Origin of the sequence: Paenibacillus sp. S25 (assembly GCF_019454085.1) — a bacterium.
Taxonomy (GTDB): Bacteria; Bacillota; Bacilli; order Paenibacillales; family Paenibacillaceae; genus Paenibacillus; species Paenibacillus polymyxa_B.
Map to the genome: position 1 here is coordinate 4,787,259 of NZ_CP073683.1, position 22,475 is coordinate 4,809,733.

Consider the following 22,475-nt stretch of genomic DNA (forward strand, 5'->3'; position numbering starts at 1 on the left):
TCAATTGCTGATTTTCAAATGGCATGATATAGGGAGGATTTACGTTATGGAACCCAAGAAAACGCCACGCGTACTGCAAAAAAACATCGAATTTTTCACCGCGGCGCTATCTCAACACCTCGTTTCGGTCTGGCAAGAGGACCCTACAGGTGTATACTGTGAGATTGGCTGTGGATATATCGAGTTATTCAGTAGCGAGATGATTCGGGTGCGCAATCAAGATGGAACCCCAAGCCATTATGACCGCAATATTACCATGTTTCAGTTAATCACGAAGGATCAGCCGATATAATTATTATATGCTATGCCTGCGCTGTTCTTCCAGATTAGAATTGTTTTATGTTACAATTACCGATTTTCATATCTGCTGAATCTTGCAGTTTTTCCAAAAAGCGCCTCAGAGCGCTTTTTTTGTCGGCTTTTTTTGAACATCGTTTCGAAAAGCAGTATGATAAGGGAGCATATTACCTAAATTTAAAGGGGAATCAACCGATGGAGCATACAACATCAGATGGACGCATCCTGGTTATGACCGCGGTTGAAGGCGAACGGGAAGCTGTGCTGCGGGGCCTGAAAGGCGATACCCGTTTTGTGGTCGAGCTGGCTGGCGTGGGCGCTCCGTCCGCAGCGGCTTCAACCGCGCTAGCACTGGCGGCGGCTGGTGACTACCGCCTGATTATCAGCGCCGGAATTGGTGGCGGCTTCGCGGAGGTCGCTGCACTGGAGAGCGTCGTTGTTGCTAATGAGATCATTGCCGCCGACCTGGGGGCCGAGACGGCAGAGGGCTTCAGCAGCGTGGACGAGCTGGGTTTCGGCTCAAGCCGAATTGCCGTGAACGTTGCCAACGCGCAGCGATTCGTTCAGGCGCTGCGTGCCGCCGGACAGGCTGCTGTCGCGGGGCCGATCCTGACTGTCTCAACAGCCACCGGCACGGCGGCAACAGCGGAACGGCTGACCAAGCGCGTTCCCGGAGCCGCTGCGGAAGCGATGGAAGGCTACGGCGTAGCCGTGGCGGCAAATAGGCTGGAACTGCCGACGATGGAAATCCGCACGATTTCCAATGCTGTTGGTCCACGTGACCGTGCAGCCTGGCGCATCAAAGAGGCTTTGCAAGCGTTGGAAGCCGCATTTTCTACATTAACGGAGGTTATATAGATGCAAATTGCTTTTTCACCTTGTCCTAACGACACTTTTGTCTTCCATGCCCTGGCGCATGGATTGATTCCGGGCGCACCCGCGCTGGACATTACATTTGCCGATATCGACATCACCAACAATTTGGCGATCACACCAGACGGACTGGAAATCATGAAAATTTCGTATGCTGCACTCCCTTGGGTGCTGGATAAATATGCCCTGCTGCCTTGCGGGGGCGCATTGGGCCGAGGTTGTGGACCGCTCGTGCTGACCAAGGAAGGTTCCACCGTCGAAGGCCCGGAAGCCCTGTCCGGCAAGCGTGTAGCCGTTCCGAGTGAACGTTCCACTGCCTATCTGCTGTTCCGCCTGTGGGCAGCCAAGCATGTGCCTGGGGGTGTCGGCGAGATCGTCGTGATGCCGTTCGACCAAATCATGCCTGCTGTCCGTGACGGGGAGATAGATGCCGGACTGGTTATTCATGAAGCACGGTTCACGTATCCGTCCTACGGACTTAGTAAGCAAGTCGATTTGGGGAACTGGTGGGAAGAAGATACAGGGCTGCCGATCCCGCTCGGAGCTATTATTGCCCGCCGTACGCTGGATCTGGATGCGATCACAAACTGGATACGCGCCTCTGTCGAATACGCTTGGAAGCATCCCGAAGCTTCGTGTGAATATGTATTGTCTCATGCGCAGGAGCTTTCACCCGATGTCGCCCAATCGCATATCGACCTGTACGTAAACGATTTTACCGCCAATCTGGGCGACAGCGGATATGCCGCCATCGAAGCTTTGCTCGGTCGTGCTGCGCAGGAAGGGCTGGTACCTTCGTTTGATTTAGCCCTTCTGCGCCCTACTTCCACAACAACACGTTAAAAGGGGTAGACATGCCATGCATGTTTTCCTTCGGAATAGAGTAGTTTAAACATATAAAACCTCCCGAACGAGCACATGGCCTAGCCGTGCGCCCCATTCGGGAGGTTTTATCATTTCGTATGGCGAATCCTCATTTGGAACTCGCTTGATCCTCATTCTTAGTTCTGTTCCTGCTCCACAACCTCGGTCTTAAATACGTTATCCAGTTTGGTACCCAATCTTTTGACCAGCGGCACCTTGATATCCCGGCTCAGCTCCTTGAAAAAAGCGTCCATGTCACAATTAATCTTATCCAACACGACCTTCACGGTACCCTCTTCCAAGATCTGCTCATTCAGATCCTCCGGTACGGTAACCGAGATATCATACTTCTTGCTTAACGTTTTAATGTAGCGGGTAAAGATTTCGATAAGCTCCTCATTGTTGAACTTCTCAACTGCAACTTGCCCTTTGTTGGTAAATTTCAAATTCACTCTCACGTTAGCATTTCCCCTTTTCCTTTTGACCATTTATTTTGGATAAACGTTGAACCTTTCAGAGGCTCTTCAAAGAAAGGGCCTTACCGGTCGTTTTAGACTCTTGTCCTTTGATATACTAAGTATAACACATTAAGGCCGTTTTCATTTCCCAACTTGTCGTTTTATGATAAAAAATGATACAATTTGCGCATTTTCAGCATAAATTCTTTCTTTTCATGCCAATCATTAGAAATAGTTTATACACAAATACACAAAAAAACGCCTATCTCGCAAAAGAAAGACGTTTCCGTATAGATGCCTAAGTGGTATGCATTTACAGAGGCTTCGTACATTCCCAACCGTGTGAACGATACTCACGCACAGCGTCTCGTATATCCTCAATATCATCAGAATGCAGCAAAACGGCAGGTAGAATTACCCAATATTCATTCTCCGCTAGATCAATAAATACGTCCTCGACATCGTAATATTGCATATCGCCAAATGCCGTATCCCTGATTTTCTGTCCAACCAAAGGTGTAAACTGGGAATCAAATGTTCTCATCACCTTCGTATATTCCTTCACGCCCGTTGCCGAGATCTGCTGTGAAATAATGACGCTCAATGCTGTTACCTCCCTGACCTAATAATGCTCATTATACCCTTCTCTCAGACCTTCTACAAAACCTTGTGCAAAAAAAATCATAAAAATCAATAGTCCAATACCAATAGCTACGGAGCTGATTACGATAATGAAGATACCCTGCGTGTCTCTTTGTTCCATCTTTTTAGTCAAAATTCCGAAAACAAGACCTATGATCCCCAACAAGCCTCCAACGACAAAAAAACTAAATACGAACCCCAAACCTGCAAAAATCCAACCAAATAGAGCGAGCACCCAGCCCTGCGGCTGTGGCTCACTCTGTTTCATCTGCCAGCGTTCCCTCGCTGTAGGTGTATATCTGTCCATTCCTTAGCTCCCCCGCTCCACTTGCATTCCTTAAGACAAAAATTCGCTCGCCTTCTCCCGATGGACAGGCTTGATATGCATGTCCAACACTTTCAAAGCTGCTAGCACAACCCCCGCATCATCTGTAAAACCCAACATCGGAATAACATCTGATATAGCATCTAATGGAGAAATAAAATATGCCAAGGCTCCGAATGCTACCCCTTTGGCATACAGAGGCGTTTCAGGATCTATCGCACAATAGTACATAGCCACCGCATCCTTCACAAAGGGAACTTTTCCAGCCGTGGACTTTACCTTGTTGAAAAATCCCTTTTTCACCTGTTCTTCCTGTTTTGGATCATACTTGGCTTTGGTTACGTCAAAATCCTTCATAGGTTCCTCCTATTGCTGACCGGTGAGTTTGAAAGTGCCACCTTCCCGCTTACCAAGCGGATAATTTTGAACCGTCATTTCCACCTTCGTGTTCTTATCCCACACCGGAAGCTTGTCAGATGTACCGTACCCTTTCATAGCTATGTTTATGACTTCCTCTGCCTTCTTCGTCAATGCAGCAGAGGACATATTATATTTACCATAACCTTGATAAGCACCGCCAAAACCGAGATTAGGTTGATTGTTCACATTCAGCAGCACACCCTTCAACGTGCCATCTTCTGTTACATCAAAAGTCACTTTTTCCAATACAAAATCATCGGTGACGACAGATGTCTGCTCTAACATATGCGTTATGGCTGACAGGTTTGCTGTTAATCTAACTCGTTCCAGTAGCGCCGCTGTATCGTTTTGTTGCTTCGTTAATGCTTGTGTTGTCTTATTTAGTGAAGCGTTCGCACTAGTTAAAATATTTACCTTCGTATTCAGATTATAATTCCATACCCCCAAGGCTATACATCCTAGTACGGCTACTCCTGAAATGACTGTTGCTACAACTGCGAGCTTACGAACAGAATGTGTTTGCGGCTCCACAGACTGAGTATGACTGCTTAATTCTCCCATACCAAGCTTCCTCTCTACTTATATAGTCATATTTTACTATTCCCCTCTCTGATAATCTAGTATATTTTTCCTAATTCAATATTGCTATGCATTTGTACAGGAATTCGTTTCATCAGTCTTTGAGCTTCGGTTCTTTCGTTTTCCGGGAGATGCTGTATTTACCAGATACACACTGCCTGCAATCAGCACCAGTCCCACAACAAACGTCAAAGTAAGTGATTCCTTGAGCATTACCATACTAAAGACCGTGGACAACACCGGTATCATAAACGTATAGGAGCCGACGGTTCCCGCATCTCCGTTGTCGATCAGTTTAAAATAAATCATCCAGCCCATCGCAATCACGAATATCGAAATAAACAATAAAATTGCAATAAAGGAGGTCGTCCAGTGAATATCGCTCCATTTCTCGGTCGTAAATCCAATCCCATTGAGTATAATTCCTCCCAAAACGAGCTGCATCGTCACCGCCCAAATGGAGTCCAGCTGCTGGCTTTTTTTCTTCATATAAATTGTTCCGAGCGCCCAGCACAGTCCTGAAGCTAGCCCCAACACAATGCCCAGTATCGACAAGTGACCTGCCATCCCACCAGAGCTAATCACGATCACCCCGCCAAAACCCAGTACCAGTCCAATGACCTTCAGGGGAAACATGCGCTCCCCCAACCACATCCAGGAGAATAATCCCAACAGGATCGGCTGAAGGAATACTAAAGTGGAAAATAATCCAGCAGGCAAATAACGCAGCCCCACCGTCTGCAAGCCATAGTAGCCTGCAATATTAAATATGGCCAGCACCAGATAAGTCCACGCATTCTGTCTAAAGCGCAAGGTTTCCCGACGACGCATAGCGAACAATAGCAGAATCACACCACCCAGTAGGGTACGGATTCCTGAAAAAAATATCGGCGGTGTATCTGGCAATGCCAGCTTGGTCAACGGCCAGTTGATCCCCCATACCATCACTAATATCAAGACAAGCCACAGTGTAGCTTTAGGTGTTAATTTTTTCATAGATGTCTTCTCTCCCTTAGATTTTCATCGCTCATTGCTACCGACTAAAATCTGAATAGCCGTTTGCAATGTTTTGCTTTACTAGCGTATACTGTGGTCACTAATAAATAAAATGAATGTTTTCAATAAGGGAGATAACTTTTCACTTATGACCATTACTCAAATTATGATCTTCGTTCGCGTAGCTGAAACGCTAAGCTTCACCCAAACTGCCCATGAGCTGCATATGACGCAACCCGCGGTCAGCCATGCCATCGCCAGCATCGAAAACGAGCTGGATGTCCAGCTATTGCTGCGCGACCGAAAAAAAGGAGTGCTGCTGACAGATATCGGGAATAAGGTACTGCTGCAATTCCGTATGATGCTGCAAAGCATGGAAAAGGTACAGCAGCAGGTGGCTGCTGAAAAAGGTCTAGACGTGGGCACGATCACGATCGGTGCCTTTCCTTCTGCCTCAGCCTATTTTCTGCCCCCGATTATTCATCATATTCGTCAGCATTATCCGAACCTTGTTTTCGACCTACATGAAGGCTCCACGAATGAAATCAAGGAGTGGGTTCATACCAGAGAAATCGAAGCGGGCATCATCCTGTTACCAGACCCTCAGGTAGATGTCATCCCTTTATGTCAGGATGACATGGTTATTCTCCTGCCAGACGGTCACCCTCTACAATCGCACAACAAAATCGCCATTCGAGACTTGAATGAACAGGATATGATCTTTTGTAAAGGTGGACATGAGGTCGCCATTATGGAAGGTTTTGAACGCGAGCAAAGTCAGTTGCAGGCACAGTTCATTACTCATAATATCAGCACCTTGGTCAGCATGGTTCGACAGGGACTAGGTATGGGTATTGTCTCTTCACTCGCCTTGTCCACGTTCCCCCATGATCTGACCGTCAAGGAGACCTCACCTCTGATCACACGTCAAATCGGTATCGCTGTACCATCCCTGCATAATGCTTCACTTGCTGTACAGTTATTTGTGCGAACCGCGCAGGAGCTATTTACGGATTCGAAGCAGTAGAAGCATTGGATTATGATCATAAGGAGGTCTATTCATATGCAGAGAAATCAAATCATTCGACCAAATAGCTAAATTTACGACCTATTTACGGTTTTTTTGGGTAAATAAGAAAAAATTCTCATAAATAGCAAGGATTTCGTCGTATAGGCAAAGTAGCTACACAACTACAAGAACGCACAGGCAAGTCTTACAAGGTAGCTGGGATCGCCTGCGCCAACAAGCTTATACATCACATATAATACATTAATTCCACTGGTATATTATTCTAGTGGGCGGGTAACCTATATGCTGATTACCTGCAATTTTTAAACTAGGAGGGTTTTGCATGGACCATCTCGTTATTTTGATCAGAAGTTTTTCTGCATTCGTTATCCTCATGCTAATTGGGAGAATACTGGGGAAGCAAACCCTCTCCAATATGAACTTTCACGAATTCGTGACGGCAGTCATATTAGGGGCTATAGCAGCCAACTTTGCCTTTAACGAAAAAATAGAAGTTGTCCACCTATTAATAGCCCTGTCTGTTTTTACAATTACTTCTTATGTTTTATCCAAGTTTTTTTTGAAATTCAGAAACTTTAAGATGTGGACAGAGGGAGCACCCACCGTTCTCATAGAAGGGGGGTTCATTCTCGAGGATAACTTAAAAAAAAATAATATGACATTAGATTCCTTAAATCAACAGCTTCGCCAGAAAGAAATTTTTAATATAGAAGAAGTGGAGTACGCCCTCCTTGAGATTAACGGAAAACTATCTGTTCAAAAGAAAAAGGAACTGCAAGCCGTGACATTAAAAGACCTGCAGTTGAATGCAGGTAATGCCACACAGTTCCCAATTGAGCTTGTAATCGACGGACAGCTTTTGCATGGCAATTTAAACTCCAATCATATTCCCGAATCATGGCTGCTGTCTCAACTGAAGGCCCGCGACAAAAAGTTAGAGGACGTATTCTATGCCGTTAAAGGCAGCAACGGCCAACTCTATGTGGATGAATATAAGGATAAAATCCAGCATCCAATTGATGTGGAGTAGTATTGACTTCCGGTCAATAGTTACCTGAGATTCAACGTAATCAGATAATTGTATTTGGCAGCGTGCTTAAGCTCATCCAATATGATACCGTACACCGTGTCCTTATAGATGCCAGCAGGCAAACCAAACCAGATGTTGCGATATCGTTCCACCGCACCCAACTCTCCCATCAAGGCGCGCTGTAGACCTTCTGTATAGGATTGCACCCTCTCATATTGCTCACTACTGATTCCTGAAATTTCCTGTCCTGTCAAAGCACGATACATCTCTCTGAACATTTTATTGTGACCGCGCTCATCATTACGGATGCTTTCAATAATAGCCACCTGCTCTTGTGAGGGTGCCAAATTGATCAATTCATCGTAGAACAACTCATCGTTACGCTCCCCTTGTACCGCTTCCTTTATCATTTGTACTGCTTTCGGAAATCCTGTGTTCCAGATAGGTACAAAATTGGTACGCATATAGTATGAATTTCCCCAGTAAGAAGGTACTTGATACAAGTTTATCTCCTCCCGATGTTAGTTTTTAGAAAGTATATGCACATCTGCCCATGTCGGTTCCTAACATTAGGAAAAATGACTGTTTCGCACACTCCTAGTCGCCCTTTTCTAGTGAAGTAATGCTGGCGGCTATTTGACTTACCAACATACTGGGTTGATTATACTGATGATAGCTAACACCAGGGAAGAACTCACTAAAAAATTAATTACGATTTGTGTCATAGTTGAAAGCGCTACTTCTATTGCTTCCAGATAATCAAAAGCACCTATTAATGTCCATACTGCTTGTTTCGAGGTGATACGGGTACGCAAGCTATAAGCTACAGAGAAATAGACGAGGGACTCCTTGACAAACATTAGCTGGTTTTCTTGTCTTAATATGGTCTACTAAAAAAAATAAAAATGAGTTTTCCATAAACGGAAAACTCTTTCGCACTTTAAACAATCTGCTTCTATACTTTCTTCAATGTCGGACCAATCCACCAGCCAAATCATCCCATCGCCAAGAAACCTCATGTCCATGGAGATGTAGCCCCCCAAACCACTCGTCGATTCCTAGAACTGCAATGCGGTCCACTGATCCATTCAGTACCTCATTACCCAACTCTGTAAGAATTACCTTTCGGTTCAGAAAATCCGGAATTTGTCTGAAATCCAAGCCGACCTCATCCCCGTCAATGATCAGCAAAGGATGTTCGCCTTGCGCCAAAGCAGAAATAAATTTCCAGTATTCGAGATCACCCATACCAAGCACATGCAGAACGTCAGTTACCTGACGAAACAATTCCAATGCCGTATTCACTCCATTATGAACGGCCTGAAGCGTGGTCTGTTCCACAATGCCAAGACCATTCTGCTCCGAGGGCAGCCGCTTGAGATGCGCTGTGAAAGCTTCATAGGCAAAAGGCAGGCCGGATGCTGCCAGTTCTGCCTTCTTGTCTTCCAGCAGATTAGCCATTTGAACAGGATCAGGAGAAGCATACGCCTGCCAAAGCTCGCTTCCGAGTTCCATTTCTTGCCGCCCAATAGTCCGCCAGGTACCGGATAATGTCTGAAGCTGTGCCGGAGTGAGCTGTCCCAGACCATGAAACCGTTCGATTCCCGGAAACTCCCCAATACAGAGCAGGCTCAGCTTCGTGCGGCCCAGTTTCTGTCTTTTGAACCAGTGGAGTAGATAGGTGAGCATGCTCTGATCAAACAGGTCATGCTCAAACCACAACACGACTTCATCATACTTAATAAATTCACGAAGTTTCTGCTCTTGTTCCTCACAACCCGTAATATATTCGTTGGTCGGAATACCCATCGTTTCTTCCAAGACCCGGGCCCGCAATGCCCGTTCTTCCGTCCCCGCTGGATTTGCAAATATCGGTCCTGCCGGATACACCTCTCTCCATACAAGCACATCACCCTGTACAACCCCCTGCTTCAACATCTCGCCTACAACATCACCGTTAACAATATGTAGCATGTTTTGCCCTCCCTCATACAAATGATTGAACACGGAAACGAGGTCAGCTACCGGGAGTGTACCTTTCAACTTTCGGCGGGCATCGTGTAGCCGCTTCTTAAGCGTCGGGACCGGAGTGCCCAGATAATCGGAAATTTCCTGCAGAGAGTAGCCGTAAAAATAAAACAATCGCAGAGGCACGCGCAGCTTGGCAGACAGTGCCTTCACCGATTGTTGCAGAACTTGGCTCTCCTCCCTACGCTCCGCAATTTCTGCTACACCCGGTACTCCTCCGGAAACCTGCGCAGCCTCATCCAGAGGAAGCATCGAATGATGCTTGCGCCGCTGCATCCGCTGGCACTGTCTTACGACAATGGTCTTGAACCAGCCTGGAAAAGCGGACGGGTTCTGTAGCTTCTCCAGATTCTGATAAGCCTCTATGAACGCATCCTGCACGGCATCTTCCGCGAGATGAACATCCTTCAGCATGTCATAGGACACCGCATAGGCCATCCCGCGAAAATGCAGCATCAGCTGCCCGAACGCTTCCGCGTTCCCTTGCCGCGCCTTTTCAACCCACTCCCTCATACGTTCCTAGCCTCTTTTCTTTCGTGTTCTTAATCTTAAGTGCCGGCTCAGTGGGGAAAGGTTACAAATCATGTTGATGGAAAAATGAAATGATTGATAAAGAGCGTCACTGAACACAGCAACCATATTAACAGATTCCTTCTCAATAGAAGCATAATGTAGTTACAGGCTGTTGGTTTTCAACAGAAATATATCATCCTTTATTTTTCACGAGGTTAAGCTCAATTCCATTATCCCTATCCTTCTGCATTTAAAAGCGCATACTAAAATTATAGAGAAGATAAATTATCACTATAAGAAGTTATGCAATAACAAATGCTGATTAAATGTACAGCCATAAAAAAACACTAAAAGGTGTCCGCCTTTAATTGGCCAAACACTCATTTAGTGAGTCAATTTAAAAACTAATTAATTTACCACGTAAGAGATTGGGCTGTCTTTATGTTGTGTCATTGTCGACTCCTCTGCCAATCCATACATATGATAGAAGCAACCCTGAAGCTCCATTAATTCACAAAATGTCCCTCTCTCTATAATTGCTCCATCAGCGAATACAAATATCATATCATAGCGCTCTAATATTGGTTTTGATAACCGATGAGTAACCATCACACATGTAGTATTCTCTAAATTTAGAACTGTTTCTTCAACAGCATTTGCTGTTTCCTGATCAAGTGACGAAGTCGGCTCATCCATTAACAATAGGGGAGTGCGACGTATTAACGTCCTTGCAATGGCTATTCTTTGCTTTTCACCTCCAGACAAAAAACTTCCTTTCTCTCCAACCTGTGTCTCCATTCCATTGGGTAGCTTATTAATTAGCATACTCAGACCAGATTTTTGAATAGCATCTTCAATTTCCTTATCAGAAAATATCTGGTGTAATACAATATTTTCCTTAATGCTACTATCAAATAAAAAAACATCCTGATGCAGGACAGACTCCAGTCTGCACCAATCCTCCATATTGATTTCCTTTAAATCTACTTCATCAATACTGATCCTGCCTTTGTAGTTCTCATATTGCTTCATTAAAAGCCGTAATACCGTTGATTTTCCTGACCCGCTCGGCCCGACTAAGGCATACTTCTTCCCTAACTCCAAATCCATATTTAATCCATGTACATTATAGCAGTCTTCTTTATAACCAAAAGATACTTCTTTTAACGATACTTTATCCTGGATAGTCGGTTTGCGAATGTAAATCTTGTCCTGTGGCTCTGTATGTAAAAGTTGTGTAATCTTTGCCGATATATCACGTAACGACTTGATTTGAGTTATATATTGAATACTCATTTGTATCGGATTAACGATGCTATTAGTTAGTTGAACACAAGCAATCATAGTTCCCAACGTGATAAGCTGCCGTAAAGTAAGGAAACTCCCAATAATAAATACTGAAATAAACATAAATCCACCAAATACTTCACTAATAGAGGTAACCCAAGCACTCAATTTCTGAAATCTATATTTTTGATTTTCCGTCTCCTGATTAATACCATTAAATTGCCCTTGTACATGTCCCTCAATACCAAAGCTTTTAATAACTGCAAATCCTGAATACATATCATTCGTATGAATCATAAATTTTTCTAAAGCTTCAACTACTTTTCTCTTACAATTTACAAGTTTCTTTTCAAACATTCGAGGGATAAACATAGATGACAGTGTTAATAAGACAAGGGCTATGACAATTGTAGGACTGAGTAAAAACATCGCTAACAAAGATGCTGAAAAAGATATAAATGTCCCAATTAACGAGAATATATTTTTAAAATAATCATCTTCAATCATCTTTATATCATTACTAAAAATAGAAATATACTTGGCGCTATGATTTGAAGAAAATTGTGTTAGACTTTTATTTAAAATATGCCCAAATACAATTTCTTTTAGATTAAGCATGGTCTTCCTCATATAAGAAGCATGAGATAAATTCGTTAGTAATCGAAGTATTGCACCCAGAATGATTAAAAATACAGCCAAAAAAGCTGATTTAACAAATTCTTGTTCACTTCCGGTTGTAACAGTGTCTACCAATTTCTTAAAGATAAAAGCCATATACATATTCATGAGGCTTGATAAAGTGATGCAAATGATAAGTAATATTAACTGAAATCTATACTTAAACAAAAAAAGCTTCATCACTAACCCCCATTAGAATATATTTTTGCTGATCATTGACTGCGAGATTTTTCTTGTATATTTTAATTTATAATTTTCACACATTAATCATCCCTCTATTTTTAGCAGCAACTACAGCTTCTAATCTCGAATGCACCTCAAATTTATTGAAAATATTAGTTAAATAATATTCCACAGTCCTTTGACTAACACAGAAAATGACTGCCAGTTCCTTATTGCTTTTCCCCTCTGCGACGCATTCCAAAATAGATCGTTCCTTGTTGTTAAGCACTACATAGTCCATTACTCCTTCACGGTGATGAAGCTGTTTCAGTAAGGTTACGGGTAAAACGGAAATACCGTTTAACACGTTTCTTATAGTCCAAATTAGTTGATCGTGCGAAGGATCATTTTCAATAAATGCTATAACGCCCAGGTTTAAGAGTTTATCCATCATTGTATATGTATGAACCTGTCCAATAAATAGTATGGGTATATCCTGAATTAGATGGATACATTCCAAATCTACAGGAAGCATTTTATTCAAATGATAGATACATAGATTAAAATTATATTTAGTTAAGTTCTCTTTTGCTTCCAAAATAGTTCTGATAAGTGTGACATGTATATATTGATCTTGTTCAATCCACGACTTGGTAACCTCTCCTAATTCAGGATGATCATCAATAAGTAAAATGCTGTACATTTGACTAACCTCCTGCGTATTTTATACTTACTAATATAATTCTCGACAAAGTAGCTAAATAACCGCCTGTCTACTAAAGATAAACAGGCGGTTTCATAATAAAGAAGATTACCAGGAGAAAATAATACAACCATGATAATACCAACAAGTACTGGCAGGTTCAACAGAACTTTGGGCTGCTTTTGGCTCTACAATCCAACGCATATTTCTCACCTCCTTTCAAAACTACAAAAGAGCGAAATAATAGAAAGTTAATACTTATACTTCAAGTCGGTGATAATTAAATTTAAGCATTTCACCTAAATTGTACTTGTACTCACAACAAACAGGCTGTTTGTCGATACTTTCAAACGCTTGCTGGGCACAACCTCCGCCACATAACGGCAGCACTGAGCAACTTCGGCATTTTTCAATTTTATATGGGGAATAATTAAGCCACTTCTCCGTACGTTCATTAGAATTTATACCATTACTAATATGACCTATCGCATAATTTGCGTTTCCTACCGTATTCCAACATTTTTGAATCCAGCCATCTGGCTGCACTACAATTGAATTATCTGCAATAGCAGCACAAACAACAGGTACATATTGAGGGTAATAAGAAATATTAAGCCCTTTTTCCAATGCTTTCTCATACAAGCTCAGAATAACTCCAGAGAATTCTTGATTGGCAAAGCAGCTATTACTACTTGAACAACCTCCTGCCACATAATCAGTGGTGGCAGAAAAATAAATATTCACTTTTCCCCTAAAGTCTTGCTGCCCTAAATAATCCATATAATCTTCCATTGAAGCTACGTTGTTCAAATCTACATTTGAGCGTATATTTATGTGAATAAAATCACATGATTCTCTAATATTATTTATTATTTGATCAAATGTCCCTTGTTGGTTCGCCAAAACCCTTCTCTTATCATGATTTACCTTATTACCATCGATCGTAATTTGAATACTTCTCAAACCTAAATCTCGTAAAATAACAGCACGACTTTTAGTTAGTAAATATCCGTTGCTAACCATGTAATGCGCTATTTCAATATGTTTTAGGGCTGCCATAGTATTCATTTGATCCATGAGCCGAGTAACTTTTTTAAATTCAAGCAATGGTTCTCCGCCTGTCCAATTGACAGTAATATGTTTCAAATTTGTATCTTCCATTGCAGTTTCTATATAGTTCAAAATATCTTGCTGAACTTGGTCAGTAAAAGAATGATTACCTGTTTTCTCAGTTAAATTCTCATAACAATAAGAGCATCTGAAATTACAATTAAACGTAGGTAAAATGGTAAGGTGTAATGTGCTTTTTTGATATCTAGTTGTAGTGAATGAATTCTCCATTATCTCTAATTCATTAACAGGATTCAGATATAAAAATCGTCCTTGTATCAAATGTTCTAACTCTTCACAACTCGTTAGATAGGAAAAATCTTCATTAACGAGGGCATCGTATAAATCCTTTTTTATTTCTCCTAACCCGTTAGTCAGACTGTTATATATTAAGTATTTCCCATCTCCTTCCTCATCTAGTTTCAAGTACTCGTTGTAAGAAGAAATTTTCATGTGTACCCCTTCTATCATTTATTATTAAGTACTAGATTGATCTAATTCCACAATGAACTAAACCAAATAACTATTTATTAGATCATTTTACATGTGGATAATCAATAACCATTCATTCATCTATTTAATTATATTTTACCATTATCTTTCTTAAAAATCACCGCAAATTAACCGCAAAATATAAATAAAGCAAAGATAAAATCATAGAGTGTAAGACAGACTATTTAACAAAAGTGGCCCCCTAGTTTCCCCTGTTTCTAACCACTGGCAGAAACAAAAACACAAAAACCTCCATAACGATATAGTACGCGCTATACCGCTGGAGGTCTTAACTCACAAACTAAAATAAATATTTACATTTCGTAATTGTTAGCATTCATCATGCAAGATTGTACGCGCTCAAGCACACTCAATAACCACACATAATCTGCAATTCTTTGTATTAATTATCGTTCAGATTTATTTTCATACCACCACTCGAAAAATCCGAATTAATTAACAAGGCTCTTCGTTCGGTTTCCCAGCATCCGTAGCCGTACGGAAGCTTGAACCACAACCGCATGTAGCTACAGCATTCGGGTTATGAATCGTGAAGCCGCCTGACATTCCGGACTCTTCAAAGTCGATTTCCAGACCGTCCAGGTAGCGGATGCTTTCCTTTTCCACTACAATCTTCATATCCTGTACGTTCATATATATATCCTGATCCGTCTCGTTGTCGTCAAAGCCCATTGCATACGAAAATCCGGTGCAACCGCCCGGCGTAACACCTAGACGTAAAAACATATTCGGCGTTTCCTGCTGCTCCAGCATATCTTTCAAACGCTCAGCAGCGGAATCGGTGATGTTAATCATAGCTCCATCCTCCTCTTTTACTTCATGTTCTCCTTCAGTATACTCCACTATTTGCAGGTGCTCAAGTCATGTAATGTCCTTCCCTTACAGGCTTAAAGACCTGTTTTTCTATTCGTTTGTATTGAACACCGGTGGTGTGAGGTTTATAATAGGTGAAGAGTGTGTAAAAGAAACTGTCGGAAATTTGTCATTTCAAAGGCGATATTTTGAGACATTCATCATTGTAGCCTGGCATTGTAACATTTTTCACATATCGTATATCCGCGCTGCCGGATTCTTACCGACGGAACGGGACATCCTGTGCGCATCTAGCGCTTGTGCCGCTGATTTGGCGGACAGCCTCGCACAGAGCAACTTGAAGGAGGAATAGGCATGTCCACATTAGTTACACCTTTTACAGACCGCAGAATGGCGGAAATTGTAGAAAAGGTACAGAACGGTATTCGTTTGAACCTTGAAGACGGTATATATTTGTATGAAACTGACGATATCCTCACACTGGGTCAGTTGGCTAACGAAGCTAATTTACGCAAGAACGGAAAAAAGGTTTATTTTATCGAAAACATGAGCCTGTACTTCACCAATGTATGCGAAGCGCGCTGCGCGTTCTGCAATTTCCGCAAGGATCAGGGGGAGGACGGCTCTTATACGTTGTCCGGGCAGGAAATGATTGATTATGTAGAGCAACACATCCATCCGGGAGTAAGAGAATTCCATATCGTCGGTGGTCATAATAATCATGTGCCTTTCCAATACTATGTAGACTCATTGAAGGCACTGAATGAAAAGTATCCCCACGTTACACTGAAAGCTTACACTGCAGCGGAGATTGACTTTTTCACACGCATAAGCGGCTTGAGTATTAAAGAAGTGCTTCAGGAGCTGCAAAAGGCTGGACTTCAATCTCTGACTGGTGGTGGCGCGGAAATCTTGTCCGACGAATATCGGAAGAAGATGCGTGTTACGAAAGCCAACGTGGACCGCTATCTCGAAGTACATCGCACGGCCCACAATCTCGGCATGAAAACTCATACGACTATGCTGTACGGTTCGGTCGAATCGTATCAGGATCGTATTGAACATATGCTGCAAATTCGCGAATTGCAGGACGAAACGAACGGATTTATGGTATTTATTCCACTGTCCATGCAGCCGAAAAGCAAAAACGCCAACATCATGCGCCGTAACTCCGCTTACGAGGATCTCAAAACCATTGCGATCAGCCGCCTGATGCTGGACAATATCGACCATGTCAAAGCTTACTTCATTAATATTGGCCCGCAATTGACGCAAGTCGCTCTCACTTTTGGCGCATCAGACGTGCATGGCACGATTGTGCGTGAGCAGATCAGCCATGCCGCAGGTGCGTTGACCCCTGCCGGATTGACCCGTAAAGAGCTAATCTGGCTGGTCAAAGGTGCCGGACGCATACCTGTAGAACGGGACACCTTCTATAACGAAATCGAAGTTTTCGAATAAATGTAATATCGGATTCGGATTTCCCGCGAGCATTTCATCCCCACTACTCACACCATGCAGCATCATGCTGCCCCGGAACACGCTGGTCTGCCTGCCAAAGGCAGGCCCGATTCACGGGTTTTATAACAACAAAAACTTGTGTTAGCTCAACGAGACACCAGACCATTTGCCGGGGACACGGTAGCGAAAGGAAGGCGGATTTTGATGAAAAATTTCGTTATTCTGGGGGGCGGCTATGGCGGCCTTACCATTGCCAAAGAATTGTTGGAGAAGCACATTCCCGACGATGTTCAAGTTATTTTAGTGGATCGAATGCCCTTTCAGGGGTTGAAAACAGAGTATTATGCCCTCGCGGCAGGTACGGTTTCTGATTTTGATTTGCGGGTGCATTTTCCAGATGAGCAACGTCTTATTCGTAAATATGGAGAGGTCACCTCGATGGATCTGGAGAATAAGATTGTCCATTTTCTAGATGGTGAACCGTTGCCCTATGACCAGCTTGTCATTGCTTTGGGTTGTACCGACCGCTTTCACAATACACCAGGAGCTGAAGAACACAGCTGTACGATCCAGTCGTTTAACCATACCCGCCAAACCTATCTGCGCTTGAACGAAATCAAGCCATATGGACATGTTCATATTGTAGGCGGCGGTCTTAGCGGTGTTGAGATTGCTGCGGAGTTACGTGAAAGCCGCACGGATTTGAATATTACCATTATGGATCGGGGCGAGCGGGTGCTGTCGGCATTCCCGCAACGTTTGTCTGCCTATGTACATGCTTGGTTCAAGGAGCATCAGGTTAATGCCCTGAACCATGTTGCGGTTTCCCGTATTGAGCCGGGGGCTATTTATAACCGTGACGAGCAAATTGTAACGGATGCAGTGGTATGGACGGCTGGGATTCAGCCAGTAAAAATTGTGCAGGATTTAGCCGTCCCTAAAGACCCTCAGGGCCGCATCGTGCTCAACGAGTATTATCAAATACCGGACCATCCTGAGGTGTATGTGGTCGGAGACTGTGCGAGCCTTCCCTACTCTCCAAGCGCTCAAGCGGCAGAAGTGCAAGGGGAGCAAATCGCACACATTGTACGCGACCTGTGGAAGGGCCAAACGCCTCACCCGCATCCTTTAAAGCTACGCGGTACATTAGGCGCACTTGGCAAGAAGGCCGGGTTCGGCTATGGCTTTATGGGCAGTACCTCATTGCGCGGACGAGTACCACGCCTGCTTAAAAGCGGTGTGCTCTGGAAGTCCAAACGCCATTTTGGCTGATCACATGCTAAACAAACAAAGAAGGCCCGCTCCCAGAGCAGGCCTTCTTTGTTTCTTGCATGAATGGAGTATATATTCCCTATACAAAGGAAGCTGGCTAAACGGATCATTCTATTTCAATCCAAATCTAGGTTATCCCATGCTTCAGCTTCCTTAATTTTGTTCATAATCACTTCGTACAGAAGCTCTGCTGAATCTGCGGATACAATCTCACCGTTGACCATCGCATAGGGTTCGGCGTTGCACTGACCACAATTGCTTAGGCATCCGTATTCAATCACATCATAATCTGGATTCTGCTCCAGTTTGGACATGATTTCATCGGTACCCCAATGCATATTACTGGTGCAAAACTCAATAATAGGTCTTAACATTTTTTCACCTGCTTTGGATTACGGGCATTTTAATTTGGCCCGCTTTGTAATATAATAATAAAGGTATAGGAAAGGAGTTGAATTCTAATGAGCGAAACACAAAGCGTTCAAATGTATGATGAAGTAGCAGATGTACTGGATAAGCTCCGTCCGTTCCTGCAACGCGATGGTGGCGACGTTGAGCTGGTTGACGTTGAAGACGGCATCGTTAAGCTGAAGCTGGTAGGCGCTTGCGGCAGTTGCCCAAGTTCCACAATTACGCTGAAAGCAGGGATTGAACGCGCTCTTCTCGAAGAAGTCGACGGCGTCCAAGAAGTGGTACAAGTATTCTAATGCTTGATGCATAATGATCATGAGAGTCTTGACTTCGGTAACGAAGCTCAAGACTCTTTTTTGTGTTACAGCGTCTGAAGGATCACTTAAGCTTATATGGTTGGCCGAATGGGGTCTAAACCTCCCGATACATCCATAATATTGCCTGTTATAAAATCCGAGTGCTCCTCACATAAATAGGCGATCACTCGCGCAATGTCCTCTCCGCTCCCCGGACGTCCACGCGGTGTCTCTTTATCCTGCATGCCGATGACATCGGCGATTGACATTTCCTTATTTGCTCCTCGGATATCCCCTGGACAGATCATATTGACCGTAATGCCATAAGGAGCTTCCTCTACAGCCAGTGACTTCGTAAAAGACACCAGCCCCACCTTGGCGGCTGCGTAGACGGCGCGATGCGGCCAAGCCCTTGCTTCTCCAGCATGACCAAAGCCAAAATGAATAATACGTCCCCATTGCTGGCTACGCATGTGGGGCAATACCAAATGATCCAGCAACATGGTACCGACCAGATTCCCTTGTATCATGGCATGAATCTCAGTTACACTGTAATCCGCAAACAGACGGCGTTCGCGGATGAACGGTCCGGCATTGTTCACCATAATATCGACTCCGCCCAGCCGATCCTGTACTTCACCAATCAGCCTCGTGATATCTTCCTGAACAGAGATATCCCCTTGTAAAGACAAGCAGCGTACTCCCTTAGACTCAATTACTCGCTTAAGCGCTTCGGATTCTGCTTGGCTATGCACATAATTTAGCGCAATATTACAGCCTTCATCCGCCAGACGCAAAGCGGTCGTTTTACCTAAACCTTTGGCACTGCCCGTTATGAATGCGACTTTATCTCTCAACAATTTTCCTCCTGTTCACAGAGAACGGTCACCCCCAAGTATAAAATATTTAAGCTTCCCCTACAACTCCATCCAAAAAGAAACCCCAGTCCTCTTGTTTAAGAGAATCTGGGGTTTGCGTGCAATGCGTTCTCGTTCCCTACTTAAAATGCCGGGATAATCGCGCCTTGGTATTTATCTTCGATGAATTTTTTAGTTTCTGGAGATTGCAAAGCTTTGATCAACTTCTGAATCGCTTCGGAATCTTTATTATCAGGACGTGCTACCAGAACGTTAGCATAAGGAGAATCTTTATCTTCCAGTGCCAGTGCATCCTTCGTTGGGTTCAGCTTCGCTTCCAGAGCGTAGTTTGTGTTGATCAACGCAATATCCACTTCAGGCAACTGACGTGGCAGCATAGCCGCTTCCAGCTCCTTGAATTTCAAGTTTTTCTTATTTTCAGTAATATCTTTTACCGTAGCTTCAATGTTGCTTGCGTCTTTCAGCTTGATCAGACCTTGTTTTTCCAACAACAGCAATGCGCGGCCTCCGTTTGTCGCATCGTTCGGAATGGCTACAGTTGCGCCATCTGGGATTTCATCAAGCTTTTTATATTTTTGGGAGTAGATACCGAATGGCTCCAAATGAACTGCGCCCACAGAAACCAGATCCATTTTGCGCTCTTTGTTCATCACATCCAAGTAAGGTACATGTTGAAAGAAGTTAGCATCCAGTTGCTTGTCAAACAATTGTACGTTCGGCTGTACATAGTCGTTAAACTGAACGACTTGGAGACGAACCCCTTCTTTTTCCAACTGAGGCTTGATCGCTTCCAAAATTTCCGCATGCGGCACAGGAGAAGCTCCAATTTTCAGCTCCACTTCACGTGGTGATCCGCCTGTATTTTCGGTCGCATTGTTTGTATCCGATGTTGTGCTCTTTGTACCGCAAGCCGCCAGCACCGCAATTAATGTCAAGCTTAGTACAGCCAATACCCATTTCTTCATGTTATTACCCCTCCAATAATTTGTAATATTCAGGAGCAGACGTCCTGATCAATAAGGATATCTATATGTTTTCCCTATTTTCGAGTATAATGCCGCACGAGACGATCTCCCGCCATTTGCAGCAATTGTACCAATACGACCATCAGCACGACCGCAACGATCATGACAGCCGTTTCATAACGATAATAGCCGTAGTTGATAGCCAGTGTACCCAGTCCACCGCCCCCGATCATCCCGGACATTGCCGTGTAGGATACGAGTGTAACGACGGTAATGGTTAATGCAGCGAGCAGACCCGGAAGTGCCTCACGTAACAGCACACGCCGGATAATTTGTCCTGTCGAGGCACCCATCGCTTGTGCTGCTTCAATGACGCCCTTGTCCACTTCACGCAGAGACGTTTCGACAAGACGTGCGAAGAATGGGGCAGCCCCGATAACTAATGGTGGGATAGTTCCCAGCACCCCGGTCGAGGTACCTACCAGCGATCGTGTAAAAGGAATAAGTGCAACGATCAAAATGATAAATGGTACGGAACGTAAAATGTTAACGATGAATGATAATACAATGTATATCACCTTCATCAGAGTCAACGAGGAGCGGCTCGCCAGAAACAATAATATACCGAGCGGTAAACCAATAATGAGGGTGAACAATGCGGACGCCCCGAGCATCTGAAGGGTTTCCAGAGTAGAATTTCCCAGCTCTTCCCAGCTCACTTGTGAAAAATCAAGTTCGCTCATTGTCCGATCACCTCCACATCAAGTCCTTGCCCAGACACTTCGCGCAACGTATGCTCTATATCTTCATGGTTTCCTTCAAAACGAACGATCAGCTGTCCATAGGGTACATTTTTAATCGTAGATATGGTTCCCTGCAAGATCGCAAAATCAACACCAGTGCTTCGAGCCGTACGCGACAGAATCGCATCATATGTTTTACTGCCCAAGAAGGAGATACGTACCACCTGCGCCGACTCGCCGCCACCCGCTGCCGCAATCGCTGCTTGCAACTCCTCGGGATGTTCTGACTCCCGTTGGATAAAGTCCTTGGTTACCTGGTGCTGTGGCTTCAAAAACACTTCCGCCACTGGGCCTTGCTCCACGATGTCGCCTTGATGAATGACGCCAACTCGATCACAAATGCTTTGAATGACATGCATTTCATGTGTAATCAGCACGATGGTTAAATTAAAGCGCTGATTAATATCCAACAGCAATTTCAGGATAGACCCCGTCGTCTGCGGATCAAGCGCAGAAGTCGCTTCGTCACATAGCAATACATGAGGATCACTAGCCAGCGCCCGTGCAATTCCTACCCGCTGCTTCTGTCCACCTGAGAGCTGTGACGGATACTTTCCACTGTGTTCTTCCAGACCCACCAGTTCCAGCAGCTCACGAACTTTTATGTCCAGCTTTTCCCTGGGGGTGTTTACCAACCGCAAAGGAAATGCAATATTGTCATACACCGTCGCCGAAGACAACAAATTAAAATGCTGAAAAATCATTCCGATTTTTCGACGTTGCTTCTGTAACTGGGATTGACTCACAGTAGCGAGGTTTACCCCATCTACCCATACTTCACCTGAAGTAGGGCGTTCCAATAAATTGATACAGCGGATCAATGTACTTTTCCCCGCACCGGAGTGACCAATCACTCCGAATATTTCTCCACGCTTTATAGAAAGATTCAACCCAGACAGCGCATTAACGCGTCGGTTGCCTTTGCCATAATGCTTGGTTAACTGCTTAAGCTCTATCAACGTGCTGCGACCCCCTTCACTTCTTCCTTACCCTTTTAACCAGTTGTCATCTCTCAGGATTGTATAAAACCGCTATTTATTTATACAAAAAAGAGCCCCTTTCACAGAA

25 protein-coding genes are annotated in these 22,475 nt (G+C 43.9%); 8 read left to right on the forward strand and 17 right to left on the reverse strand.

Annotation, left to right across the window (positions count from 1 at the left end):
- The first annotated feature begins 46 nt into the window (after nucleotides 1-46).
- The 3 genes from KAI37_RS20945 to KAI37_RS20955 all read left to right on the forward strand — a co-directional run bounded on the left by KAI37_RS20945 (nucleotide 47) and on the right by KAI37_RS20955 (nucleotide 2,013).
- Nucleotides 47-292 carry a hypothetical protein gene (locus KAI37_RS20945; RefSeq protein WP_007431922.1) on the forward strand — a complete coding sequence of 82 codons (246 nt, stop codon included), beginning with the start codon at nucleotides 47-49 and terminating at the stop codon, nucleotides 290-292.
- Between the two features lie 200 nt (nucleotides 293-492).
- Nucleotides 493-1,155: a futalosine hydrolase gene (locus tag KAI37_RS20950; RefSeq protein WP_071642806.1), complete on the forward strand. Its 663-nt coding sequence runs from the start codon at nucleotides 493-495 to the stop codon at nucleotides 1,153-1,155.
- Nucleotides 1,156-2,013, forward strand: coding sequence for a 1,4-dihydroxy-6-naphtoate synthase (locus tag KAI37_RS20955; protein WP_220030154.1), 858 nt, complete (start codon nucleotides 1,156-1,158; stop codon nucleotides 2,011-2,013). It abuts the gene before it with no gap.
- A gap of 158 nt (nucleotides 2,014-2,171) precedes the next feature.
- On the opposite strand, the gene KAI37_RS20960 is transcribed toward KAI37_RS20955, so the two are convergent.
- The 6 genes from KAI37_RS20960 to KAI37_RS20985 form a co-directional block, all read right to left on the reverse strand.
- Entirely contained in the window at nucleotides 2,172-2,492 is a 321-nt protein-coding gene (locus KAI37_RS20960; protein WP_023990165.1) for a hypothetical protein, read from the reverse strand.
- 313 nt (nucleotides 2,493-2,805) lie between these two features.
- Nucleotides 2,806-3,096 (reverse strand): hypothetical protein, encoded by a 291-nt coding sequence (locus tag KAI37_RS20965; protein ID WP_071642810.1) that lies wholly within the window; start codon nucleotides 3,094-3,096, stop codon nucleotides 2,806-2,808.
- Between the two features lie 18 nt (nucleotides 3,097-3,114).
- A complete protein-coding gene (locus KAI37_RS20970; RefSeq protein ID WP_023990166.1) occupies nucleotides 3,115-3,441 on the reverse strand; it encodes a hypothetical protein in 327 nt (108 codons plus the stop codon).
- 30 nt (nucleotides 3,442-3,471) lie between these two features.
- Nucleotides 3,472-3,816, reverse strand: coding sequence for a YkvA family protein (locus tag KAI37_RS20975; protein ID WP_013311822.1), 345 nt, complete (start codon nucleotides 3,814-3,816; stop codon nucleotides 3,472-3,474).
- A 9-nt stretch (nucleotides 3,817-3,825) separates the two neighbouring features.
- Nucleotides 3,826-4,440: a hypothetical protein gene (locus KAI37_RS20980; protein WP_076294229.1), complete on the reverse strand. Its 615-nt coding sequence runs from the start codon at nucleotides 4,438-4,440 to the stop codon at nucleotides 3,826-3,828.
- Between the two features lie 84 nt (nucleotides 4,441-4,524).
- On the reverse strand, nucleotides 4,525-5,454 hold the full coding sequence (locus KAI37_RS20985; protein WP_220030155.1) for a DMT family transporter: 930 nt from the start codon (nucleotides 5,452-5,454) through the stop codon (nucleotides 4,525-4,527).
- A 148-nt stretch (nucleotides 5,455-5,602) separates the two neighbouring features.
- On the opposite strand from KAI37_RS20985, the gene KAI37_RS20990 reads away from it, so the two are divergent.
- Both KAI37_RS20990 and KAI37_RS20995 read left to right on the forward strand, forming a co-directional pair.
- Nucleotides 5,603-6,481 (forward strand): LysR family transcriptional regulator, encoded by an 879-nt coding sequence (locus KAI37_RS20990; RefSeq protein WP_220030156.1) that lies wholly within the window; start codon nucleotides 5,603-5,605, stop codon nucleotides 6,479-6,481.
- 325 nt (nucleotides 6,482-6,806) lie between these two features.
- Complete coding sequence (locus KAI37_RS20995) at nucleotides 6,807-7,514, forward strand: DUF421 domain-containing protein (protein WP_071642818.1); 708 nt, start codon at nucleotides 6,807-6,809, stop codon at nucleotides 7,512-7,514.
- Between the two features lie 20 nt (nucleotides 7,515-7,534).
- Here the strand turns inward: KAI37_RS20995 and KAI37_RS21000 are convergent, their stop codons facing one another.
- From KAI37_RS21000 to KAI37_RS21025, 6 genes are all read right to left on the reverse strand, one after another.
- On the reverse strand, nucleotides 7,535-7,978 hold the full coding sequence (locus KAI37_RS21000) for a ferritin-like domain-containing protein (protein ID WP_048481564.1): 444 nt from the start codon (nucleotides 7,976-7,978) through the stop codon (nucleotides 7,535-7,537).
- A 502-nt stretch (nucleotides 7,979-8,480) separates the two neighbouring features.
- Entirely contained in the window at nucleotides 8,481-10,055 is a 1,575-nt protein-coding gene (locus KAI37_RS21005) for a sigma-70 family RNA polymerase sigma factor (RefSeq protein ID WP_220030157.1), read from the reverse strand.
- A gap of 408 nt (nucleotides 10,056-10,463) precedes the next feature.
- The gene (locus KAI37_RS21010; RefSeq protein ID WP_220030158.1) at nucleotides 10,464-12,200 is read right to left on the reverse strand and encodes an ABC transporter ATP-binding protein; all 1,737 of its coding nucleotides are present in this window, start codon (nucleotides 12,198-12,200) and stop codon (nucleotides 10,464-10,466) included.
- Between the two features lie 76 nt (nucleotides 12,201-12,276).
- Complete coding sequence (locus KAI37_RS21015; protein WP_071642824.1) at nucleotides 12,277-12,885, reverse strand: response regulator transcription factor; 609 nt, start codon at nucleotides 12,883-12,885, stop codon at nucleotides 12,277-12,279.
- 258 nt (nucleotides 12,886-13,143) lie between these two features.
- Nucleotides 13,144-14,448, reverse strand: coding sequence for a radical SAM/SPASM domain-containing protein (locus tag KAI37_RS21020; RefSeq protein WP_220030159.1), 1,305 nt, complete (start codon nucleotides 14,446-14,448; stop codon nucleotides 13,144-13,146).
- Nucleotides 14,449-14,943: 495 nt separating this feature from the next.
- Entirely contained in the window at nucleotides 14,944-15,303 is a 360-nt protein-coding gene (locus KAI37_RS21025; protein ID WP_013311832.1) for a HesB/IscA family protein, read from the reverse strand.
- Nucleotides 15,304-15,675: 372 nt separating this feature from the next.
- On the opposite strand from KAI37_RS21025, the gene mqnE reads away from it, so the two are divergent.
- Together mqnE and KAI37_RS21035 are read left to right on the forward strand one after the other, a co-directional pair.
- Nucleotides 15,676-16,782, forward strand: coding sequence for an aminofutalosine synthase MqnE (gene mqnE, locus KAI37_RS21030; protein WP_023990177.1), 1,107 nt, complete (start codon nucleotides 15,676-15,678; stop codon nucleotides 16,780-16,782).
- A 204-nt stretch (nucleotides 16,783-16,986) separates the two neighbouring features.
- Nucleotides 16,987-18,054, forward strand: coding sequence for an NAD(P)/FAD-dependent oxidoreductase (locus KAI37_RS21035; RefSeq protein ID WP_071642830.1), 1,068 nt, complete (start codon nucleotides 16,987-16,989; stop codon nucleotides 18,052-18,054).
- A 116-nt stretch (nucleotides 18,055-18,170) separates the two neighbouring features.
- On the opposite strand, the gene KAI37_RS21040 is transcribed toward KAI37_RS21035, so the two are convergent.
- A complete protein-coding gene (locus tag KAI37_RS21040; protein ID WP_023990179.1) occupies nucleotides 18,171-18,428 on the reverse strand; it encodes a YuzB family protein in 258 nt (85 codons plus the stop codon).
- A gap of 87 nt (nucleotides 18,429-18,515) precedes the next feature.
- On the opposite strand from KAI37_RS21040, the gene KAI37_RS21045 reads away from it, so the two are divergent.
- Complete coding sequence (locus KAI37_RS21045) at nucleotides 18,516-18,761, forward strand: NifU family protein (protein WP_013311836.1); 246 nt, start codon at nucleotides 18,516-18,518, stop codon at nucleotides 18,759-18,761.
- Between the two features lie 92 nt (nucleotides 18,762-18,853).
- Here KAI37_RS21045 and KAI37_RS21050 read toward each other — a convergent pair whose 3' ends face one another.
- The 4 genes from KAI37_RS21050 to KAI37_RS21065 form a co-directional block, all read right to left on the reverse strand.
- Nucleotides 18,854-19,618 (reverse strand): SDR family oxidoreductase, encoded by a 765-nt coding sequence (locus KAI37_RS21050; protein ID WP_220030160.1) that lies wholly within the window; start codon nucleotides 19,616-19,618, stop codon nucleotides 18,854-18,856.
- A gap of 143 nt (nucleotides 19,619-19,761) precedes the next feature.
- Nucleotides 19,762-20,604: a MetQ/NlpA family ABC transporter substrate-binding protein gene (locus tag KAI37_RS21055; RefSeq protein WP_023990181.1), complete on the reverse strand. Its 843-nt coding sequence runs from the start codon at nucleotides 20,602-20,604 to the stop codon at nucleotides 19,762-19,764.
- Between the two features lie 74 nt (nucleotides 20,605-20,678).
- Nucleotides 20,679-21,347: a methionine ABC transporter permease gene (locus KAI37_RS21060; RefSeq protein ID WP_025723588.1), complete on the reverse strand. Its 669-nt coding sequence runs from the start codon at nucleotides 21,345-21,347 to the stop codon at nucleotides 20,679-20,681.
- Nucleotides 21,344-22,366, reverse strand: coding sequence for a methionine ABC transporter ATP-binding protein (locus KAI37_RS21065; RefSeq protein WP_220030161.1), 1,023 nt, complete (start codon nucleotides 22,364-22,366; stop codon nucleotides 21,344-21,346). The genes KAI37_RS21060 and KAI37_RS21065 overlap by 4 nt, the downstream gene beginning before the upstream one ends.
- Between the last annotated feature and the right edge of the window lie 109 nt (nucleotides 22,367-22,475).